The organism is Pseudomonas sp. SF2, from assembly GCF_036858055.1.
In the GTDB taxonomy this organism is placed as follows: domain Bacteria; phylum Pseudomonadota; class Gammaproteobacteria; order Pseudomonadales; family Pseudomonadaceae; genus Aquipseudomonas.
Map to the genome: position 1 here is coordinate 22,418 of NZ_JAMBDI010000026.1, position 18,326 is coordinate 40,743.

Below are 18,326 nucleotides of genomic sequence, written 5' to 3' on the forward strand. Positions count from 1 at the left end.
TAAGCGGCCCCTCACCTGGAGATGCCTCACCATGGCCGACAGCAAACCGGAAATCGTCATCACATATTGCACCCAGTGCCAATGGCTGCTGCGTGCCGCCTGGCTGGCCCAGGAACTGCTCAGCACCTTCGCTGACGACCTTGGCCGAGTGGCGCTGGAGCCTGGCACCGGCGGTATCTTCCGCATCACCTGCAATGGTGTGCAGATCTGGGAGCGCAAGGCCGACGGGGGCTTCCCCGAGGCCAAGGTGCTGAAGCAGCGGGTGCGTGACCAGATCGACCCGCAACGCGACCTGGGCCACAACGACCGCTGAATCAGGCGCCCTCGGCCAGTGGCCGCTGCCTGGGCGGTTGCTCGGCGGCCAGGCGGCTGGACAGCACGATGGCGAAGATGATCAGTGCGCCGCCCAGCAGCATGCGCAAGGTCGGGGTTTCGGCGAACACCACCCAGGCCACGGCTATGCCGTAGACCGGTTCCATGGCGAACACCACGGCGGCGGTGCGCGCCTTGATCACCGACAGGCTGGCGACGAACAGGCTGTGTGCCACGCCGGTGCAGAAGATGCCGAGCAGGGCGATCCACAGCCAGTCCATGGTGGTTACGCCGGCCAGGTCCGGTGCTGCGAACGGCAGCAGGCACAAGCCCACCACCAGGTTCTGCCACAGCGCCGCCTGCACTGCGGGCAGGCGGCCGGAGCCGGCGCGGTTGGTGAGTGACAACAGGGAGAACAGCAGCCCCGACAGCAATGACCAGAGCAGGCCGCCGGTAGCTTCACTGGCCAGGTCGAATGCCGGTGTGACCAGCACCAGGCCAATGCTGACCAGCAATACCAGCACAGCCTCGTTGCGGCGGATGCGCTCGCGGAACAGCAGGCCTTCGAGGATCACGGTAAAGGCCGGGAAGCTGGCGAAGCCGAGGGTGGCGATGGCCACGCCGGCAACCTTTACCGCGATGAAGAAGCTGACCCAATGGCCGGCCAGCAGCACACCGCCGAGCAGCAGGCGGCGGGCGTCCTGGCCGCTCAGGCGTTGCCAGCCCGGCCCGGTCAGGCTGGCGAACAGGGCCAGGGCGAGCACGGCGAAGGCGGCGCGGCCGAAGACGATTATCACCGGGCTGGCGCTGGTAGCCAGTTTGCCGAAGACGCCGGTGAGGCCGAAGAACAGCGCGCCGATATGCAGGGCCCCGAGGGCGGTGCGGTGGTTCATGGGTGGTCCTTGCTCAAGATCTCTACTGGCTGTGCCGGCCCTTTCGCGGGTAAACCCGCTCCCACAGGTACTGCACAGGCTTTGAAAGCGGTGCAGTACCTGTGGGAGCGGGTTTACCCGCGAAAGGGCCGGCACAGGCAAAGTGTACAGGCACAGGCAAACGCGTTCTGTCGCAAGACTGGCGTCAATTGTCGCCAGACTCTCGCCGCAATGCCAACGGCGTACACCCGAACGCCCGCAACATCGCCGCCGAAAACGCACTCTGCGAGCTGTACCCCACCTGCGCCGCAATCTCGCCCATCGGTAGCAAGGTCTGCACCACCAGGCGCCGCGCCTTGAGCAAGCGCCGCTGGCGAATGTAGTCCATCGGCGTCATCCCGCACTCCGCAGTAAAGCGCGCATGCAGGCGGGCACTGGACAACCCGGCGATGCGCGCCAGGTCAGCCACTTGCAGCGGATAGGCGGCATGCTGCTCGATATGCGCATCGAAGGCAGCATAGGGCAGGCGCTGGCTGGCGCTGACCCTGGCGGCCGCCGTGGGGTTGAGGCTGGCCAGCAGCAGCGCTGCCCCTTGCCGGGCAATCAATGGGTCATGCATGGGGCTGGCCGCCAGCCAGTCCACCAGCTGCTGCTGGCGCTCATCCAGGCCCAGGGCGCCGGGGCGGTCGAGCAGACGGCGGCTGGCATCGGCATGTTCGCCCAGTTGCTCGCGCAACCAGTGGTCCCCGGGCACATCCAGCACCAGGCAATCGCTGCCGCCATCGCTGGCGCAGGTGTGATGGGCACCCGCCGGTACCACGATCAGCCCCTGCCGATCGATCCCGGCGCCATGCCCCTGCACCTCGAACTCCAGGCGGCCGCGCAGGCCGAACACCAGTTGCGGGTGTTCGTGGCTGTGGGCGATCAGGCTGTCGCGGTAATGGCGCAGCGAGAGGATCGGGCCGGCGGTCATGGGTAGCGTCGTCCTCGCAGGGCAGAAGCGCATTGTGCCTCATTCCCTGCAACCCATCACTCGTAACGGTTTTGCCACTGCGCTGTCATCCGCGCCTGCCAGTCTCCAGCAAACTGCGCCGGAGCCTGCCCATGACCCATGCCGAACTGTCCCGCCCCTCGCGCAAGCAACGCGTGCGTACCCTGTGGATTTCCGATGTGCATCTGGGCACCCGCGACTGCCAGGCCGAACACCTGTCGCAGTTCCTCAAGGGGTACCAGGCCGACCGCATCTACCTGGTGGGCGATATCATCGATGGCTGGAAGCTGCGCGGCGGTATCTACTGGCCACAAGCCCACACCAACGTGATCCGCCGGTTGCTGACCATGAGCAAGCGGGGCACCGAGGTGATCTACGTCACCGGCAACCATGACGAATTCCTGCGCCGTTACTCCAGGCTGATCCTCGGCAACATCCAACTGGTGGACGAGGCCGAGCACCTCACCGCCGATGGCCGCCGCCTGCTGGTGATCCATGGCGACCAGTTCGACGTGATTACCCGTTACCACCGCTGGCTGGCGTTCCTCGGTGACCGTGCCTACGAGTTCACCCTGGTGCTCAACCGCTGGCTCAACCACTGGCGTGCCCGCTATGGATACGGCTATTGGTCACTGTCGGCGTACCTGAAGCACAAGGTCAAAGGCGCGGTGAACTTCATCAGCGACTTCGAGGATGCCATTGCCCATGAGTGCACCCGCCGTGGTTTTCACGGGGTGGTGTGTGGGCATATCCACCATGCCGAGATTCGCCAGGTGGGGGAGGTGGAGTACCTCAATTGTGGGGATTGGGTGGAATCGTGCACGGCGCTGATCGAGCATTGGGATGGCACGATCGAGCTTTATCGGCTGGCGCAGGCGCAGGCGCGAGAGGCGCAGGCAGCAGCGGCGGTGCGCGAACAGGCGTAGGGCTTGAGGGCCCTGGGGCTGCAAAGCAGCCCCAAAAAATCTACAGGCTGATCTTGCCCAGCAGGATATCCCGAAACATCACGAAATCCCCTATCAGGCTGTACAGCGGATGGGTAAAGGTCGCTGGCCGGTTCTTTTCGAAAAAGAAATGCCCGACCCAGGCAAAGCCGTAGCCGAACACCGGCAAGGCCAGTAGCAGCAACCATTTGCCACTGCCAATGGTATAGGCCAGCAAAGCAATCACCAGGCTGGTGCCGACAAAGTGCAGGCGGCGACAGGTGGGGTTGCTGTGCTCCCCCAGGTAATAAGGGTAGAACTCGGCAAAACTGCGAAACTGCGCTGTGCGGTTCATGGCAGTGCTCCGGTATTAATACTTCTGGACAAGATGCACGGCGTGGAGCCTGATTCGAGTCTAGAGTGACTGGCGAGGCCTATCAGTGACAATAGGCGCCAATTGAATATCCGTGGGGTTCACCGCAGGAGCGGTCAGCATAAAATGCCTGTCATGAGCGAAAGAACCACGTCGGCCAGCTGGGCATCAGGGATCGTGAAGGCACTCGAACTGGAAGGGCTGGACTGCCGGGCCATGTTCAAGCAGCTGGGGCTGGATTTCGCTGCGCTCGACGACCCCGACGCGCGCTTCCCCCAGGACTCCATGACCCGCCTGTGGCAACTGGCGGTGGAACTGTCGGGCAACGAGGCCATAGGCCTGAACATGGCGCGGGTGGTGCGCCCGGCATCGTTCCATGTGGTGGGTTATGCGTTGATGTCCAGCCGCACCCTGGCCGAAGGCTTCGAGCGCCTGGTGCGTTACCAGCGCATCATCGCCGAGAGCTCCGACCTCAGCTTCTCTCTCGGCCCCGAGGGCTATTCGCTGATCCTGACCGTACATGGCGACCATCTGCCGCCGACCCGGCACAGTGCCGAAGCATCGCTGGCCTGTGCGCTGGCGCTGTGCAGCTGGCTCAGCGGTCGGCCGGTGCAACCGCGCCGGGTGCTGGTGCAGGGGCCGCAGCCAAAGAATATCGAGCCGTACAAAGCGGCGTTTCATTCGCCGCTGGTGTTTGGTGCGCCGCACGATGCGCTGGTGTTCGAGCGCGCCGACATGGAGGCACCGCTGCCCACCGCCAATGAAGCCATGGCCATCCTGCATGACCGCTTTGCCGGCGAATACCTGGCGCGTTTCTCGGAAAGCCGGGTCACCCACCGCGTGCGCCAGGTGCTGTGCCGTATCCTGCCGCAGGGCGAGCCCAAGCGCGAAACCCTGGCCCAGGCCCTGCACCTGTCGCAGCGCACTTTGCAGCGGCGGTTGCAGGAAGAAGGCACCAGCTTCCAGACCCTGCTCGATGACACCCGCCGCGAACTGGCCGAACAGTACCTGGCGCAGCCAGGCATGACCCTGATGGAGACCGCCTACCTGCTGGGCTTTGCCGACCCCAGCAACTTCTACCGGGCGTTCCGCCGCTGGTACGATGCCACGCCCGGTGAGTACCGCGCGCGTCTGGGCGCGGAGCCCGAGGTGGTCAGTGGCGCCAGAACGCCGGCATGCACAACACCAGCACCGTGATGATTTCCAGGCGGCCGAGCAGCATGCCGCTGGCGAGAATCCACTTGGCAGCGTCCGGCAGCGTGGCGTAGTTGCCCGACGGGCCGATCACTTCACCCAGGCCCGGGCCTACACCCGAGACCGTGCCGGCAGCGCCAGTCAGGGCGGTCATCCAGTCTACGCCAAGCAACGACAGCAGCAGCGCCATGACGCATATGGTAATGGCGAAGAAGAACGAGAAGGTCAGGATCGAACGCACGATTTCTTCGTCGAGGCGGTGGCCGTTGTACTTCTGCTTGATCACCGCGCGCGGGTGGATCAGCTGGTTGAGGCTGGCCTTGAGCAGGATGTAGGCGACCTGGAAGCGGAAGATCTTGATGCCACCTGCCGTCGAGCCGGAGCAGCCGCCGACGAAGCCCAGGTAGAAGAACAGCATCAGCGAGAAGTTGCCCCACAGGCTGTAGTCACCCAGGGCGAAACCGGTGGTGGTGACCACCGAGGTCACGTTCAGCGCCACGTGGCGCAGGGCATCGAGCCAGTGCAGATTGGTGGTGGCCCAGTACCAGGTGCCAAGCACCAGCCAGGTGGCCACCAGCATGCCCAGCAAACCTTGCACCTGCTGGTCGCGGATCAGTGCCTTGCGGTTGCCACGCAGGGTGGCCACGTAGAGGGTGAAGGGCAGGCTGCCGAGGATCATCACCACCACCGCGACCCAGTGCACGGCCGGGATATCCCACTTGGCCAGCGACTGGTCGGAGGTGGAAAACCCGCCAGTAGAGATCGCCGACATGGCGTGGTTGATTGCATCGAACGGGTTCATGCCGGCCCACCAGAAGCCCAGCGCGCCCAGGATCGAGAAGCCGACGTATACCCCCACGATCGACTTGGCGACCATGTGCGAGCGCGGCATGACCTTCTCCGAGCGGTCGGACGATTCGGTCTGGAACAGGCGCATGCCACCGATGCGCAGCAGCGGCAGGATCGCAACCGCCATGCCGATGAAGCCGATGCCGCCGAGCCAGTGCAGCATCGAACGCCACATCAGGATGCCTGGAGACATGTTATCGAGCCCGCTGAGCACGGTGGCACCGGTGGCGGTGATACCCGACATGCTTTCGAAGAAGGCGTCGGTGTAGCTGATGTGCTGGGTCAGCAGGAACGGCAGGGCGGCGAATACACACACCACCAGCCAGCTGCTGACGGTCAGCAGGTACATATCGCGCGGGCGCAGGTGCACATGCTCGGGGCGACCCTGAAGCACCAGGGCCAGGCCGGCGACAAAGGTGATCAGGCTCGACCAGAGGAACGACGGCATGTCACGGGTGCGTTCGAAGATCACCAGGGTCGCCATGGGCACTGCCATGCTGACGGCGAGGGTAATCAGGAAGATGCCGATGATGAAACCAATGATCCTTAAGGTCGGCAACGCCATGTGATCTGCTCTGACTCGAAACGGAAGGGCGCCATTCTACCTATGGGTCTGGTGATGTAAACGCTAGAATGGCCGCACATTTACCTGCCAGGAGGGTAGCCGATGGAGGCTCTCGACGCATTGCTCAACCGTGTTTCCGTGCCACGCCTGACCGACCCGGCGCCCAATGCCGCCCAGCGCGAGGCGCTGTTCCAGGCCGCCCTGCGCGCCCCGGACCACGGCCAGTTGCGGCCGTGGCGGTTCCTCACCATCGAAGGCCAGGGCCGCGAGAAGCTGGGGGAGCTGTTCGCCGAAGCGTTGCAGCACAAGGGGGATGCCAGCCAGGCTGCCCTGGACAAGGCCCGCGCCATGCCCCTGCGGGCGCCGTTGCTGATCGTGGTGATTGCCAAGCTGCAGGATCACTTCAAGGTGCCCAGGTCCGAGCAGCGGCTGGCGGCGGGCTGTGCGGCGCACGGCATCCTGATTGCGGCGCATGCGCAAGGTATCGGTGCGGTGTGGCGTACCGGGGACATGGCCTTCGATGCCCACGTGCACAAGGGCTTGGGGCTGGCCGAGAACGAGGAACTGATCGGTTACCTGTATGTTGGTACGCCGCTGACCGAGCCGCGTACGGCACCCATTCTGGAAACCGCTGATTTCGTCAGTGCCTGGGGCGAGTAACGCAGCCTTGGGCTGATTGCTTTATCAGGGCTGCTGGCCCTTTCGCGGGTAAACCCGCTCCCACAGGTGTGGCACAAATTTCAGGCCTTGCACAGTACCTGTGGGAGCGGGTTTACCCGCGAAGAGGCCAGAGGCCTTTACATTATCAACTGCCGGTTGCCTCAGTCACAGGCAACTCCAGCCGAGCTACAAATCCACCCTGCGGATGGTTCTCCAGCACCAGGCTGCCACCATGCCGCTCGGCCGCCTTGCGTGCAATCGCCAGCCCCAGCCCATGCCCCGGCGCGTCCTGCCCCGGCGCACGGAAGAACGGCTCGCCCAACTGCGCCAGGTGCTCCGCCGCTGCCCCAGGTCCATGGTCGCGCACGCTCAACACGATACGCTCCTGCTCGCGCACGGCGCTGATTTCGATCGGCTGGCCCGGCGGGTTGAAGCGCAGGGCGTTGCGTAGCAGGTTGTCCACGGCACGCTCGATCAGTGTGGGCCAACCCTGCAAGGTCAACCCAGGCTGTGCCTCCAGGCGCACGTCCTGCTCCGGTGCGCTGAGCTGGGCGTCCTTGCGCACGCTGCCGAGCAGGGCATTGAGGTCTACCGGTTCGGCGTGAGCCTGTTCGGCATCGACCCGCGCCAGGGCGAGGATTTCGCTGATCAGGTCTTCCAGGCGGTCACATTCACGAGTCAGGCGTGGCCACAGGGCTTCACGTTGCTCGGGCTCGGCGCGCTCGGCCAAGGCCAGGGCGATGCGCAACCTGGCCAGTGGTGAGCGCAGTTCATGGGACACATCGCGCAGCAACTGGCGCTGGCTGCCGATGGTGCTTTGCAGGCGCGCACCCATCTTGTTGAAGTCCTTGGCCAGCACGCCGAACTCGTCACGCCGCGCCGCCAGCTGCGCCAGGCTGTTCTGCTGGTAGGTGGTCTGGCCCAGGTCATGCACGGCGCTGCGCAGGCGGCTGAGCGGGCGGGTGATGGACAGGGTCACCAGCAGGCTGAACAGGGTCAGCACCACCAAAGCAATGCCCAGCGCACTGAGCGGCCACAACAGGCTTTCGCGGTGCCAGGCATCCAGCGCCGGGTGGGGGATGCGGTAGATCAGCAGGTAGGTCTCGCCGGTGTCGGGGCTGGTGTATTCCTCGGTCAGCCGGCGCCACGGCAGGCGCCGCTGGTCATTGTGCTGGCGTGCCTCGAAGGCCGCCGCACGGCGCGGGAAGGTGCCGGGCACCACGGCTTCGCCACTGTCATCGAGCACCTGCACGTCGATCTTGTAGCGGTCCTTGCGCCGTTCCAGGAAGTGCTGTGCCGAAGCCAGGCCTTCCTGCTCGTAATGCTTGGCCCACTTGCTGGCCAGGGTATTAAGGCCCGGGTGGCGGCTGAGGATCCAGGCGTCCTGGTTGAGCATATGGCCCAGCAGGATCGACAGGCCCGCAACCAGGGTGATGGCCAGCCAGAAACTGGCCAGGATGCGCCAGAACAGTGAACGCAAGTGCACCTCCTGCAAACGAGAAACGCCCGGCTCGCACTGAGGCGAGCCGGGCATCGGGCGGACAGCTTACTGGGCCTTGTTGCCTTTTTCAGCTTTCCAGGCCTGGAACTCCTGCCATTCTGCTTTCTGTGCGGCGCGTTCCTTCTGCAGTTCGTCGAACTTCTTCTGCTGCTCAGGCTTGAGCAGGGCACGGACCGCGCTGTCGGTCTTGTCGCGGTTGGCCTGCAGTTCGTCCTTCATCGCTTTCTGGTCGGCGGCCGGCAGCTTGGACAGGTAGCGCTCGGTGATGTCGCGGCGCTGTTTCATCTGCTCGCCCATCAGCTTGCCGATCTGCTGGCGCTGGTCACGGCTCAGGTCCAGTTGGTGGAAAGGCGCATCACCGCGATGATGCGGGCCGTCGTGGCGCGGGCCGCCTTCAGGCATGGCCATGGCCACGGTCGGCAGGGCGGCGGCGAACATCAGGGCGATAAGGGTCTTGCGCATGGTGTCTCTCCTTTACATAGGCCGGTGGTTACCGGATGAGCACAGTCTAGGGAGATCACCGTCAAGCGCGGTCAGCGGATGGTAAAGGCTCGGTAAAGATGTTCAGAGGCAGTAGTAATAGCCGCGGCTGCGCAGGGCGACGATGCGTGGCCGGCCATCGGCGTGGGGGCCGATCTTCTTGCGCAGGTTGCTGACGTGCATGTCCAGGCTGCGGTCGTACAGGGTCAGCTTGCGGCCCAGGCCGATCTGCGCCAGTTCCTGCTTGTCCAGCGGCTCGCCGGGTTGGCGCAGCAGGGCCTCGAGAATGCGGCTTTCGGACAGGGTCAGGGTCATTTCGCGGCCATCGATGCTGGCCACGCCACGAGCCGGGCTGTAGACCAGGTCGCCCAGTTCCACCTGGCTGGTGGTGGCGGTGGGGTGGCTGCGGCGCAGCACGGCACGCAGGCGAGCGGTGAGTTCACGCGGGTCGCAGGGTTTGGCCAGATAGTCATCGGCGCCCAGTTCCAGGCCGAGGATGCGGTCCAGCGGCTCGCCGCGGGCCGAGAGCATCAGCACCGGCAGCTCGGCATGCTCGCTGCGCAACTGCTTGAGCAGTTCCAGGCCACTGCCGTCGGGCAGCATCACGTCCAGCACCACGGCTGCCGGGGCATGCGTAGCCAGGGCCTGGCGGGCGCTCTGGCCATCGTGGCAGGCGCGCACGGTAAATCCCTCCTGGGTCAGCCAGCTGCCGAGCAGCTCGCACAGCTCCTGGTCATCATCAATCAGTAACAGCTCGCTCATGACTCACTCAATTCAACCATTGACGGCGGCTAAATCGGCCCGCCAGTGGCAAAGATACCGCAGACTGATGGCAACAGTATAACTGCTGGTACCGCGTGGCCTTCTTCGCGGGTAAACCCGCTCCCGCAGGGAAAGTGCAAGCTTGAAGCCTGCGCCGTCCCTGTGGGAGCGGGTTTACCCGCGAAGAAGCCCACGCGGTCTCAGATCAAGGCAGTACTTGCTTGAACGGCTTGACCACCACCTTGTCGTACACACCGGCCGCAATGTAAGGGTCGGCATCGGCCCAGGCCTGTGCCGCAGCCAGCGATTCGAACTCGGCAACGATCAGGCTACCGCTGAAACCCGCTTCGCCCGGGTCGTTGCTGTCGATGGCCGGGTGCGGGCCGGCCAGTACCACGCGGCCCTCGGCCTTCAGCTGCTGCAGGCGTTCGATGTGCGCCGGGCGGGCAGCCAGGCGCTTTTCCAGGGAGTTTGCGACGTCGCTGGCGATGATGGCGTAGAGCATGTCAATCCTTGGGTTTGGAGGTAGATGGGTCGTCGTGCAGGTGGCGCGACAGGTACACGCCCTGCGCCACGAGGAATATCACGGTCATGCCCAGGCTGCCGAACACCTTGAAGTCGACCCAGAAGTCCTGGAAGGTGAAGGCGACGAACAGGTTGGCCGCGCCGCAGAACAGGAAGAAGCCGATCCATGCCAGGTTCAGGCGGGCCCAGATGGCATCGGGCAGGCTCAGGGCGTGGCCCATGATGCGCTTGATCAGCACCCGGTCGCCGACGAAGTGGCTGCCGGCGAAGCCCAGGGCGAACAGCCAGTTCACCACCGGCGCCTTCCACTTGAGGAAGGTTTCGCTGTGGAAGGTCAGGGTCAGGCCGCCGAACACCAGGCAGGCCACCAGGGTCAGCCACTGGCCCTTTTCCAGCTTGCGCTGGCGCAGGAACAGCGCGCCGTAGACCACCAGCGAGCTGATGATCAGCATGGCCGTGGCGCTGTAGATACCACCGAATTCGAAGCTGTGGCCGGCGATTTCCATAGGGCGCGGGTCGAGCTTGTAGACGATGAAGAACAGCAGCAGCGGGATGAAATCGATGAATTGTTTCACAATGGCAGCCAGAATCGGGATGTGACGGCATAATAACAAACATCGATTCCAGCGAAAGCGCTCCTCCATGAATGTTGATCTGCACTGTCACAGCACGGCCTCCGACGGCGCCCTGTCGCCCTCGACACTGGTCGCCCGGGCCCATGAGCACGGGGTGCAAACGCTGGCACTGACCGACCATGACACCATCGAAGGCCTGCCCGAGGCGCGCCAGGCGTGCCGCGACAAGGGCATGCACTGGGTCAGCGGGGTGGAGCTGTCGTGCACCTGGGGTGGCGCGACCATCCATGTGCTGGGCTACGACTTCCCGCTCGACGCACCGCCCCTGCTGGCGGCGATCGAAGCGCTGCACCGTGGCCGCTGGTTGCGCGCCGAAGAAATCGACAAACGGCTGGCGGCCAAGGGCATGCCCGGTACCCTCGAAGGCGCCCGCGCCGTGCAGCACGAGCTGGGCGATAGCGGCAATGCGCCGGCGCGCCCGCATTTTGCCGAGTACCTGGTGCGTGCCGGGCACGTCAAGGACCGCGGCGAGGCGTTTCGCAAATGGCTGGGCGCCGGCAAGCTGGGGGACGTCAAGCAGCACTGGCCGACCCTCGATGAAACCGTCGCCACCCTGCGCCAGTCCAATGCCTGGGTGAGCCTGGCGCACCCCATGCACTACGATCTGACCCGCAGCAAGCGCAGAAGGCTGATTGCCGACTATATTCAGGCAGGCGGGCAGGCACTTGAAGTGGTCAACGGAATGATGCCAGCCGAGCAGGTGGGCACGATGTCCATCCTCACCCGTGAGTTCGGCCTGCTGGCAAGTGCCGGCAGTGACTTCCACGGCCCCGGCACCTGGGGCGAGATCGGTGCCTACCGGCCTTTGCCCGAGGACCTGCCACCTCTGTGGCGCCGATTCAGCCATGAACAGCCTTTGGCGGTATGAACAGGACGACTACGTGAGCCAATTTTTCCAGATTCATGCGGAGAATCCGCAGGTGCGCCTGATCAAACAGGCCGTCGAGATCATTCGCAAGGGTGGCGTGGTGGTGTATCCGACCGACTCGGCCTATGCCCTGGGGTGCCAGATCGGTAACAAGGCAGCGATCGAGCGGGTGCGCCGCCTGCGTGGCCTGGACAAGACCCACAACTTCACCCTGATGTGCTGCGACATGTCGCAGTTGGGGTTGTATGCCAAGGTCGACACTGGCACTTTCCGCCTGCTCAAGGCCCATGTGCCGGGGCCTTACACTTTCATTCTCAATGGTACCCGCGAGGTCCCGCGCCTGCTGCTGCACGAAAAGCGCCGCACCATCGGCCTGCGCGTGCCGGACCATGCCATCACCTTGGCCTTGCTGGCCGAGCTGGGCGAACCGCTGATGAGCGTGAGCCTGATCCTGCCAGGTGATGACGAGCCGATGACCGACCCTCACGAGATTCGCGAGCGCCTGGAGCATCATGTCGACCTGGTAATCGACGGCGGTTTCGGTGACCTCAAGGCATCGACCATCATTGACCTGTCCGGCGATGAACCGGAACTGGTCCGTGAAGGCTGCGGCGACCCCACGCCATTCCTGGTCAACGCGTGAGCCAGGTGGAAACGCCCGAGGCACCGGCCGAACAGGCCGAGACGCCTCGGCAGCTGCAACTGGCCCTGGTCTATGGCGAAGCCCTGACCGAGCTGCCGCTGGACCTGTACATCCCGCCGGACGCCCTGGAAGTCATCCTCGAAGCCTTCGAAGGCCCGCTGGACCTGTTGCTGTACCTGATCCGCAAGCAGAATATCGACATCCTCGACATCCCGGTGGCGGAAATCACCCGCCAGTACATGGGCTACGTGGAGCTGATGAAGAGCGTGCGCCTGGAGCTGGCCGCCGAGTACCTGGTGATGGCGGCCATGCTGGCCGAGATCAAGTCGCGCATGTTGCTGCCGCGCTCGGCCGACGTCGAGGAGGAGGAGGGTGACCCGCGCGCCGAACTGATCCGCCGCCTGCAGGAATACGAGCGCTTCAAGGCCGCCGCCGAAGGCATCGATGCGTTGCCACGGGTCGGCCGCGAGGTGGTGGTGCCGCGCCTGGAGGCGCCGCAGGCCAAGGTGCGCAAGCTGTTGCCCCAGGTCAGCCTGGAAGAGCTGCTGGTGTCGATGGCCGAGGTGATGCGCCGCAACGACCTGTTCGAAAGCCACCAGATCACCCGCGAGACCTTGTCCACCCGCGAGCGCATGAGCCAGGTGCTGGAACGCCTGAAAGGCGGCGGTTTCGTGCCATTCGTCGAGCTGTTCGTCGCCGAGGAGGGCAAGCTGGGTGTGGTGGTGACCTTCATGGCGATTCTTGAGCTGGTGAAGGAATCGCTGATCGAACTGGTGCAGAATGAACCTTTCGCCGCCATTCACGTGCGGCTCCGCCCGGCGCTTGTTGAAGAACCTGATGAACCTGAATGAACCCCGCGACCTGGCGTCGCTGATCGAAGCCTTTCTGCTGGCTTCGGGCAAGCCGCAATCCCTGGAGCGCCTGTACGAACTGTTCGAAGAGGCCGAGCGCCCCGAACCCAAGGTGTTCAAGCAGGCCCTGGAGGTGCTGGGCAAGTCGTGTAACGGCCGCGCTTTCGAGTTGAAGGAAGTGGCCAGCGGCTACCGCCTGCAAATTCGCGAGGACTATGCCCCTTGGGTCGGGCGCCTGTGGGAAGAGCGCCCGCAACGTTATTCACGTGCGCTGCTCGAGACTCTGGCCCTGATCGCCTATCGCCAGCCCATCACCCGGGGCGAAATCGAGGATGTGCGTGGCGTGGCGGTGAACAGCAACATCATCAAGACCCTGATGGAGCGCGAGTGGATCCGCGTGGTCGGCTACCGCGAAGTGCCCGGCCGGCCGGCGATGTTTGCCACCACCAAGGCGTTTCTTGACCACTTCAACCTCAAGAGCCTGGATGAGCTGCCGGCCTTGGCCGAGCTGCGCGAAATGGAGCCGGAGCCGCTGCTCGACCCGGACGATGCGCCGGTGCCGGCCCACTTGCAGGCGTTGGCCGATGCCAGCCTTGGGGAGGAGGAAGAGGTTGTTGAGCCGAAGGAGGAAACCAGCTTCCGAAGCTTGCTGGTGGAACTGGATGCCATGGAAGAAGGGCTGAAGACCGATTTTGATGATTTGCGTGAGGAAGAGCCTGAGGCCTCGGTGGAGGAAGAGGGCAAGTCACTGCCCTGATACCTTTGTTGTCTGTGCTGGCCTCTTCGCGGGCACGCCCGCTCCCACAGGGATATCACAGGTCCTGAGGGCTGCGCGGTACCTGTGGGAGCGGGCGAGCCCGCGAAAGGGCCGGAACCGGCAACACATCACCATTAGGCAGAAATCCCTCGCAAAGCCCACAAAACCCTCTACCCTCCAGTGCGTTCCCCCGCCGAACCGCGTATGATGCGCGGCCTTTTGGCGCGTTCGTCGCCAGAACCCTTATTTCATTCCTACACCGGGAGGTGCCCAGATGAGTGAGCAAGACCTGCAAGATACCGAAATCACCCCTCCATCCGGTGAAAAGCTGCAGAAAGTGCTGGCGCGCATCGGCGTTGGCTCGCGCCGTGACGTCGAAGCCTGGATCAGCCAGGGCCGCATCAAGGTCAACGGTGTCGAGGCCACCCTCGGCCAGCGCGTCGACCTGCACGACGCCATTGCCGTGGATGGCAAGCTGATCAAGCGCGAAGAGGCCGCCGAGGCCACCCGCCGGGTGATCATGTACAACAAGCCCGATGGCGAAATCTGCACCCGTGACGACCCGGAAGGCCGCCCGACCGTGTTCGACCGCCTGCCACGGCCCAAAGAAGGCCGCTGGATCAACATCGGCCGCCTCGACATCAACACCACCGGCCTGCTGCTGTTCACCACCGACGGTGAACTGGCCAACCGCCTGATGCACCCGTCCTACGAGATGGACCGTGAATACGCGGTACGTGTGCGGGGTGAGGTCGACGACGAGATGATCGAGCGCCTGAAGGCCGGCGTGATGCTGGAAGATGGTCCGGCCAAGTTTACCGACATCCAGAAAGCTCCCGGTGGCGAAGGCTTCAACCACTGGTACCACTGCGTGGTGATGGAAGGCCGTAACCGTGAAGTGCGTCGCCTGTGGGAGTCCCAGGGCATGGTGGTCAGCCGCCTGAAGCGCGTGCGTTTCGGCCCGGTGTTCCTCAACTCCGACCTGCCGATGGGCCGCTGGCGTGAAATGACCCAGGGCGAAATCGACATCCTCGCCGCTGAAGTGGGCCTGCAGCCGGTGGCGCTGCCAGCCATGAAGCTCAAGGCCAAGGACAAGATGGAGCGCCTGCAGCGCAAGTCCACCCGTCCGCTGGGCCGTGGCGAGCGCGTGCGCAACCTGCGCCCGGCTCACGAAGGCGCTGCAGCCGAGCAACGCCCGGCGCGCCAGCCGCGTGAAGAGTCTCCACGCAAGAGCGGCCGTGGCAGCACCGTGGCCGAGCGCCCGAGCGAGATGCGCAAGCGTCCGGGCAAGCCTGAAGGCGACAAGCCGGCAGGCCGTGGCCGCGGCAAGCCGCGTGGCTGATTGGCCTGTGCAGCAATGAGAAACCAGCCTTCGGGCTGGTTTTTTTATGCCTGTGAGAATTTGGGGGCTGCTGTGCAGCCCATCGCGACACAAGGCCGCTCCCACAATAAAACGCGTCACATGCGGGAGCGGCCGTGTGTCGCGAAAGGGTCGCAAAGCGGCCCCAAGATATTGAACAAAAAGAATTTTTCGGACGACTGGCAAGTTCTCGAACCACCCTGTAAAGAAATTTGTACATTTGTGGCCGAATTCAGCCCTGATTTCAGATTGATCCCGGCTGTGTAAACAAACCTTGCCGCCGCCAACGCGCCAAAGCCGCCGCCCCGCCCCCGCCCACCCTTGCCCAAACCCCCGCCCCACGGTGTTATAGCCGTCATTGCCGTGTGCAAAAGCCTGTCCACAGAGCCAGGCTGACAAAACAACAAATGGAGGCGCCATGTACGCCGATCACTCCGCCTTTCAAGGCCCACACCACAGGATCGCTGCGTTTTTTCCCAAGGAAACGATGCAACGCGTTGACGCCTGCGCGTTTGCAGGGGTATACAGTGCGCCGCGTTTTACCTGTGACTCCTTTGCGTACCGCGCACTCTTGATCACGCCTGGTTGACCCGCCCCGGCGGCACCTGAGGTCAAGAAACCCAAGGTAATCACCTTGCCCATTCCGCTGCGCCACGAGCGCGGTGGGTCCGATTCCGTCACAGATAAAAACAATGCAGGTGACTTCGTTCATGAGTGGACAAAACATGCATTCAGGCGAGCTCAAGCGGGGCCTGAAGAACCGCCATATCCAGTTGATCGCCCTCGGTGGTGCGATTGGTACCGGCCTGTTCCTCGGCTCGGCAGGCGTGATGAAATCCGCTGGCCCGTCGATGATCCTTGGCTACGCCATCTGCGGCTTCATCGCCTTCATGATCATGCGCCAGCTCGGCGAAATGATCGTCGAAGAGCCGGTGGCCGGCTCGTTCAGCCATTTCGCCCACACCTACTGGGGTGGTTTCGCCGGCTTCCTGTCAGGCTGGAACTGCTGGGTGCTGTACATCCTGGTGGGCATGTCGGAGCTTTCGGCGGTCGGCAAGTATGTTCACTACTGGTGGCCGGAGATCCCCACCTGGGTCACGGCGGCAGCGTTCTTCGTGCTGATCAACGCCATCAACCTGATGAACGTGAAGTTCTTCGGTGAGGCCGAGTTCTGGTTTGCCATCATCAAGGTGGTGGCCATCGTCAGCATGATCGGCCTGGGTGCCTACCTGCTGACCAGCGGCAGCGGCGGCCCTGAAGCCACCGTGGTCAACCTGTGGTCGCATGGCGGCTTCTTCCCCAACGGTGTCAGCGGGCTGGTGATGGCCCTGGCCTTCATCATGTTCTCCTTCGGTGGCCTGGAAATGCTCGGTTTCACCGCCGCCGAGGCCGACAAGCCGAAGACCGTGATTCCCAAGGCGATCAACCAGGTCATCTACCGTATCCTGATCTTCTATGTCGGTGCCCTGGTGGTGCTGCTGTCGCTGACCCCGTGGGACAACCTGGTCGCCAGCATCGATGCGTCCGGTGGCAGCTACGGCAGCAGCCCGTTCGTACAGGTGTTCTCGCTGCTGGGCAGTGACGTGGCCGCTCACCTGTTGAACTTCGTGGTCCTGACTGCGGCCCTGTCGGTGTACAACAGCGGCACCTACTGCAACGCCCGCATGCTGCTGGGCATGGCCGAACAAGGTGACGCCCCGGCGGCGCTGGCCAAGGTCGACAGCCGCGGTGTACCGGTGCGTTCGATCCTGGTGTCGGCAGCCGTGACCCTGATTGCCGTGCTGCTCAACTACCTGATGCCGTCGAATGCGCTGGAACTGCTGATGTCGCTGGTGGTGGCCACCCTGGTGATCAACTGGGCGATGATCAGCTACTCGCACCTGAAGTTCCGCCAGCACCTGGACCGCACCGGCCAGAAACCGCTGTTCAAGGCGCTGTGGTACCCCTATGGCAACTACATCTGCCTGGCGTTCGTGGTGCTGATCCTGGGCATCATGCTGATGATCCCGGGTATCCAGGTTTCCGTGTATGCAATCCCGGTGTGGCTGTTCGCCATGTTCGTGGCCTACATGATCAAGCCGCGTCGCAAGGCGCAGGCTGTTGGGGCGGCTGGTAGCGTGGCCCGATAAGGCGCTACAGCTAGCGTATGAAAAACCCGAAGTCAGGAACTGGCTTCGGGTTTTTTATTGCCTGTACCGGCCTCTTCGCGGGTAAACCCGCTCCCACAGGGATATCACCTGACCCGAGAGCAGCGCTACATCTGTGGGAGCGGGTTTACCCGCGAAGAGGCCGGCACAGCCAGAAATCAGATCTGCTCCAGCAACCAGCTACGAAACGCCCGCAGCGACGGCAACGCCTCATTCCTCGGCGGGTAGATCAGGTAATAACTGCGCTGGCTGGCAAATGCCCCCCCAGGGCTGTACAGCTCACCCTTGGCCAGTTCCTCCTCCACCAGTATGCGCGGCACCAGGCCGATGCCAATCCCGGCTCGTACCGCCTGGATCAGGTGCGAGGTCAGTTCGAAGCTCGGCCCCAGGCGCATCGCCCGGTGCGCCAGGCCATGGTGCGAGAACCACTCGCCCCAGGCATGCGGGTTGTTGGCCACATTCAGCAGCACCTCTTCACTGATGCGTGCCGGGCTCCAGCCCTGGCTGTCCGCGCCAGCCTCCGGCGGCAATATCACCACCAGTTCCTCGGCATGCAGCCGATGACAGACCAGCCCCGGCAGGTCGTGGCTGGCCACGCCGATGGCGGCGTCGATTTCGCTGGTGTCGAAGTTGATGGCTTCGATGCGTGAATGAATGTGCACCAGCATGCCCGGGTGGGCGCTGTAGAACGCATGCAGCCGTGGTAGCAGCCATTTCGAGCCGAAGGTGGGCAGGGTGGCCAGGCGCAAGGTGCCCACCCCCGACTGGTAGGCCAGTGCCTGCAAGGTGGCGCTGCGGATGCGCCCCAGTGCCTCGCTGAGCTCGCGCTGGTACAGGCGACCTACATCGGTCAGCTGCACCTGGCGCCCTTCGCGGCGGAACAGGGTCAGGCCCAGCTGCTGCTCCAGTGCCTGCACCTGGCGGCTGACCGCGCTCTGGGTCAGCGACAGCTCGGCGGCGGCGCGAGTGTAGCTTTCATGCCGGGCGGCGGCCTCGAAAGCCAGCAGCAGCGACATGGATGGGGTCAGGTGGCGGTAATTCATTCATGAAAGTCATCG

Annotated in this window: 19 protein-coding genes and 1 pseudogene; 10 read left to right on the top strand and 10 right to left on the bottom strand. The window is 64.0% G+C overall.

Annotation, left to right across the window (positions count from 1 at the left end; translation table 11 throughout):
* The first annotated feature begins 31 nt into the window (after positions 1-31).
* Complete coding sequence (locus M2S36_RS16520) at positions 32-313, top strand: SelT/SelW/SelH family protein (protein ID WP_003259082.1); 282 nt, start codon at positions 32-34, stop codon at positions 311-313.
* 1 nt (position 314) lies between these two features.
* On the opposite strand, the gene M2S36_RS16525 is transcribed toward M2S36_RS16520, so the two are convergent.
* Complete coding sequence (locus tag M2S36_RS16525; protein ID WP_207830944.1) at positions 315-1,205, bottom strand: DMT family transporter; 891 nt, start codon at positions 1,203-1,205, stop codon at positions 315-317.
* A 184-nt stretch (positions 1,206-1,389) separates the two neighbouring features.
* Entirely contained in the window at positions 1,390-2,157 is a 768-nt protein-coding gene (locus M2S36_RS16530) for a helix-turn-helix transcriptional regulator (protein ID WP_207830946.1), read from the bottom strand.
* Between the two features lie 131 nt (positions 2,158-2,288).
* Here M2S36_RS16530 and M2S36_RS16535 point away from each other — a divergent pair, with 131 nt between their 5' ends.
* Positions 2,289-3,101 carry a UDP-2,3-diacylglucosamine diphosphatase gene (locus M2S36_RS16535; RefSeq protein WP_207830947.1) on the top strand — a complete coding sequence of 271 codons (813 nt, stop codon included), beginning with the start codon at positions 2,289-2,291 and terminating at the stop codon, positions 3,099-3,101.
* A 40-nt stretch (positions 3,102-3,141) separates the two neighbouring features.
* On the opposite strand, the gene M2S36_RS16540 is transcribed toward M2S36_RS16535, so the two are convergent.
* Positions 3,142-3,453, bottom strand: a complete 312-nt coding sequence (locus M2S36_RS16540; protein ID WP_015271286.1) for a DUF962 domain-containing protein — start codon at positions 3,451-3,453, stop codon at positions 3,142-3,144.
* Positions 3,454-3,606: 153 nt separating this feature from the next.
* Here M2S36_RS16540 and M2S36_RS16545 point away from each other — a divergent pair, with 153 nt between their 5' ends.
* A complete protein-coding gene (locus tag M2S36_RS16545; protein ID WP_233693737.1) occupies positions 3,607-4,668 on the top strand; it encodes an AraC family transcriptional regulator in 1,062 nt (353 codons plus the stop codon).
* Here M2S36_RS16545 and M2S36_RS16550 read toward each other — a convergent pair.
* The gene (locus M2S36_RS16550; RefSeq protein WP_207830951.1) at positions 4,625-6,079 is read right to left on the bottom strand and encodes a TrkH family potassium uptake protein; all 1,455 of its coding nucleotides are present in this window, start codon (positions 6,077-6,079) and stop codon (positions 4,625-4,627) included. The two genes, M2S36_RS16545 and M2S36_RS16550, sit on opposite strands and share 44 nt — an antisense overlap.
* A gap of 102 nt (positions 6,080-6,181) precedes the next feature.
* Between M2S36_RS16550 and M2S36_RS16555 the strand changes: the two genes are divergently transcribed.
* Complete coding sequence (locus M2S36_RS16555; protein ID WP_207830955.1) at positions 6,182-6,739, top strand: NAD(P)H nitroreductase; 558 nt, start codon at positions 6,182-6,184, stop codon at positions 6,737-6,739.
* Between the two features lie 145 nt (positions 6,740-6,884).
* Here M2S36_RS16555 and M2S36_RS16560 read toward each other — a convergent pair whose 3' ends face one another.
* From M2S36_RS16560 to M2S36_RS16580, 5 genes are all read right to left on the bottom strand, one after another.
* Positions 6,885-8,225, bottom strand: a complete 1,341-nt coding sequence (locus tag M2S36_RS16560; protein WP_207830975.1) for a sensor histidine kinase — start codon at positions 8,223-8,225, stop codon at positions 6,885-6,887.
* Positions 8,226-8,285: 60 nt separating this feature from the next.
* Entirely contained in the window at positions 8,286-8,702 is a 417-nt protein-coding gene (locus tag M2S36_RS16565; RefSeq protein ID WP_025340137.1) for a Spy/CpxP family protein refolding chaperone, read from the bottom strand.
* Positions 8,703-8,804: 102 nt separating this feature from the next.
* On the bottom strand, positions 8,805-9,482 hold the full coding sequence (locus M2S36_RS16570) for a response regulator transcription factor (protein WP_025340136.1): 678 nt from the start codon (positions 9,480-9,482) through the stop codon (positions 8,805-8,807).
* A 205-nt stretch (positions 9,483-9,687) separates the two neighbouring features.
* Positions 9,688-9,987 (bottom strand): YciI family protein, encoded by a 300-nt coding sequence (locus tag M2S36_RS16575; protein WP_012273585.1) that lies wholly within the window; start codon positions 9,985-9,987, stop codon positions 9,688-9,690.
* A gap of 1 nt (position 9,988) precedes the next feature.
* The gene (locus tag M2S36_RS16580) at positions 9,989-10,582 is read right to left on the bottom strand and encodes a septation protein A (protein WP_207830956.1); all 594 of its coding nucleotides are present in this window, start codon (positions 10,580-10,582) and stop codon (positions 9,989-9,991) included.
* Positions 10,583-10,649: 67 nt separating this feature from the next.
* Between M2S36_RS16580 and M2S36_RS16585 the strand changes: the two genes are divergently transcribed.
* The 6 genes and pseudogenes from M2S36_RS16585 to M2S36_RS16610 form a co-directional block, all read left to right on the top strand.
* Positions 10,650-11,510: a PHP domain-containing protein gene (locus M2S36_RS16585; protein WP_063912899.1), complete on the top strand. Its 861-nt coding sequence runs from the start codon at positions 10,650-10,652 to the stop codon at positions 11,508-11,510.
* A gap of 13 nt (positions 11,511-11,523) precedes the next feature.
* Complete coding sequence (locus M2S36_RS16590) at positions 11,524-12,153, top strand: L-threonylcarbamoyladenylate synthase (protein ID WP_207830960.1); 630 nt, start codon at positions 11,524-11,526, stop codon at positions 12,151-12,153.
* Positions 12,154-12,278: 125 nt separating this feature from the next.
* Positions 12,279-13,004, top strand: a complete 726-nt coding sequence (locus M2S36_RS16595) for a segregation and condensation protein A (RefSeq protein ID WP_333957486.1) — start codon at positions 12,279-12,281, stop codon at positions 13,002-13,004.
* The gene (scpB, locus tag M2S36_RS16600) at positions 12,991-13,761 is read left to right on the top strand and encodes an SMC-Scp complex subunit ScpB (protein ID WP_207830963.1); all 771 of its coding nucleotides are present in this window, start codon (positions 12,991-12,993) and stop codon (positions 13,759-13,761) included. The genes M2S36_RS16595 and scpB overlap by 14 nt, the downstream gene beginning before the upstream one ends.
* A gap of 274 nt (positions 13,762-14,035) precedes the next feature.
* A complete protein-coding gene (rluB, locus tag M2S36_RS16605; RefSeq protein ID WP_207830965.1) occupies positions 14,036-15,103 on the top strand; it encodes a 23S rRNA pseudouridine(2605) synthase RluB in 1,068 nt (355 codons plus the stop codon).
* 728 nt (positions 15,104-15,831) lie between these two features.
* Positions 15,832-17,199 (top strand): annotated as a pseudogene (locus M2S36_RS16610) (amino acid permease); the annotation flags it as partial.
* A gap of 227 nt (positions 17,200-17,426) precedes the next feature.
* Here M2S36_RS16610 and M2S36_RS16615 read toward each other — a convergent pair.
* Positions 17,427-18,311 carry a LysR substrate-binding domain-containing protein gene (locus tag M2S36_RS16615; protein WP_207829551.1) on the bottom strand — a complete coding sequence of 295 codons (885 nt, stop codon included), beginning with the start codon at positions 18,309-18,311 and terminating at the stop codon, positions 17,427-17,429.
* Positions 18,312-18,326 lie beyond the last annotated feature (15 nt).

Coding starts and splice junctions, on each gene's coding strand:
- M2S36_RS16520 (WP_003259082.1), top strand. CDS start 32: ATGGCCGACAGCAAACCGGAAATCGTCATCACATATTGCACCCAGTGC.
- M2S36_RS16525 (WP_207830944.1), bottom strand. CDS start 1,205: ATGAACCACCGCACCGCCCTCGGGGCCCTGCATATCGGCGCGCTGTTC.
- M2S36_RS16530 (WP_207830946.1), bottom strand. CDS start 2,157: ATGACCGCCGGCCCGATCCTCTCGCTGCGCCATTACCGCGACAGCCTG.
- M2S36_RS16535 (WP_207830947.1), top strand. CDS start 2,289: ATGACCCATGCCGAACTGTCCCGCCCCTCGCGCAAGCAACGCGTGCGT.
- M2S36_RS16540 (WP_015271286.1), bottom strand. CDS start 3,453: ATGAACCGCACAGCGCAGTTTCGCAGTTTTGCCGAGTTCTACCCTTAT.
- M2S36_RS16545 (WP_233693737.1), top strand. CDS start 3,607: ATGAGCGAAAGAACCACGTCGGCCAGCTGGGCATCAGGGATCGTGAAG.
- M2S36_RS16550 (WP_207830951.1), bottom strand. CDS start 6,079: ATGGCGTTGCCGACCTTAAGGATCATTGGTTTCATCATCGGCATCTTC.
- M2S36_RS16555 (WP_207830955.1), top strand. CDS start 6,182: ATGGAGGCTCTCGACGCATTGCTCAACCGTGTTTCCGTGCCACGCCTG.
- M2S36_RS16565 (WP_025340137.1), bottom strand. CDS start 8,702: ATGCGCAAGACCCTTATCGCCCTGATGTTCGCCGCCGCCCTGCCGACC.
- M2S36_RS16570 (WP_025340136.1), bottom strand. CDS start 9,482: ATGAGCGAGCTGTTACTGATTGATGATGACCAGGAGCTGTGCGAGCTG.
- M2S36_RS16575 (WP_012273585.1), bottom strand. CDS start 9,987: ATGCTCTACGCCATCATCGCCAGCGACGTCGCAAACTCCCTGGAAAAG.
- M2S36_RS16585 (WP_063912899.1), top strand. CDS start 10,650: ATGAATGTTGATCTGCACTGTCACAGCACGGCCTCCGACGGCGCCCTG.
- scpB (WP_207830963.1), top strand. CDS start 12,991: ATGAACCTGAATGAACCCCGCGACCTGGCGTCGCTGATCGAAGCCTTT.
- rluB (WP_207830965.1), top strand. CDS start 14,036: ATGAGTGAGCAAGACCTGCAAGATACCGAAATCACCCCTCCATCCGGT.
- M2S36_RS16615 (WP_207829551.1), bottom strand. CDS start 18,311: ATGAATTACCGCCACCTGACCCCATCCATGTCGCTGCTGCTGGCTTTC.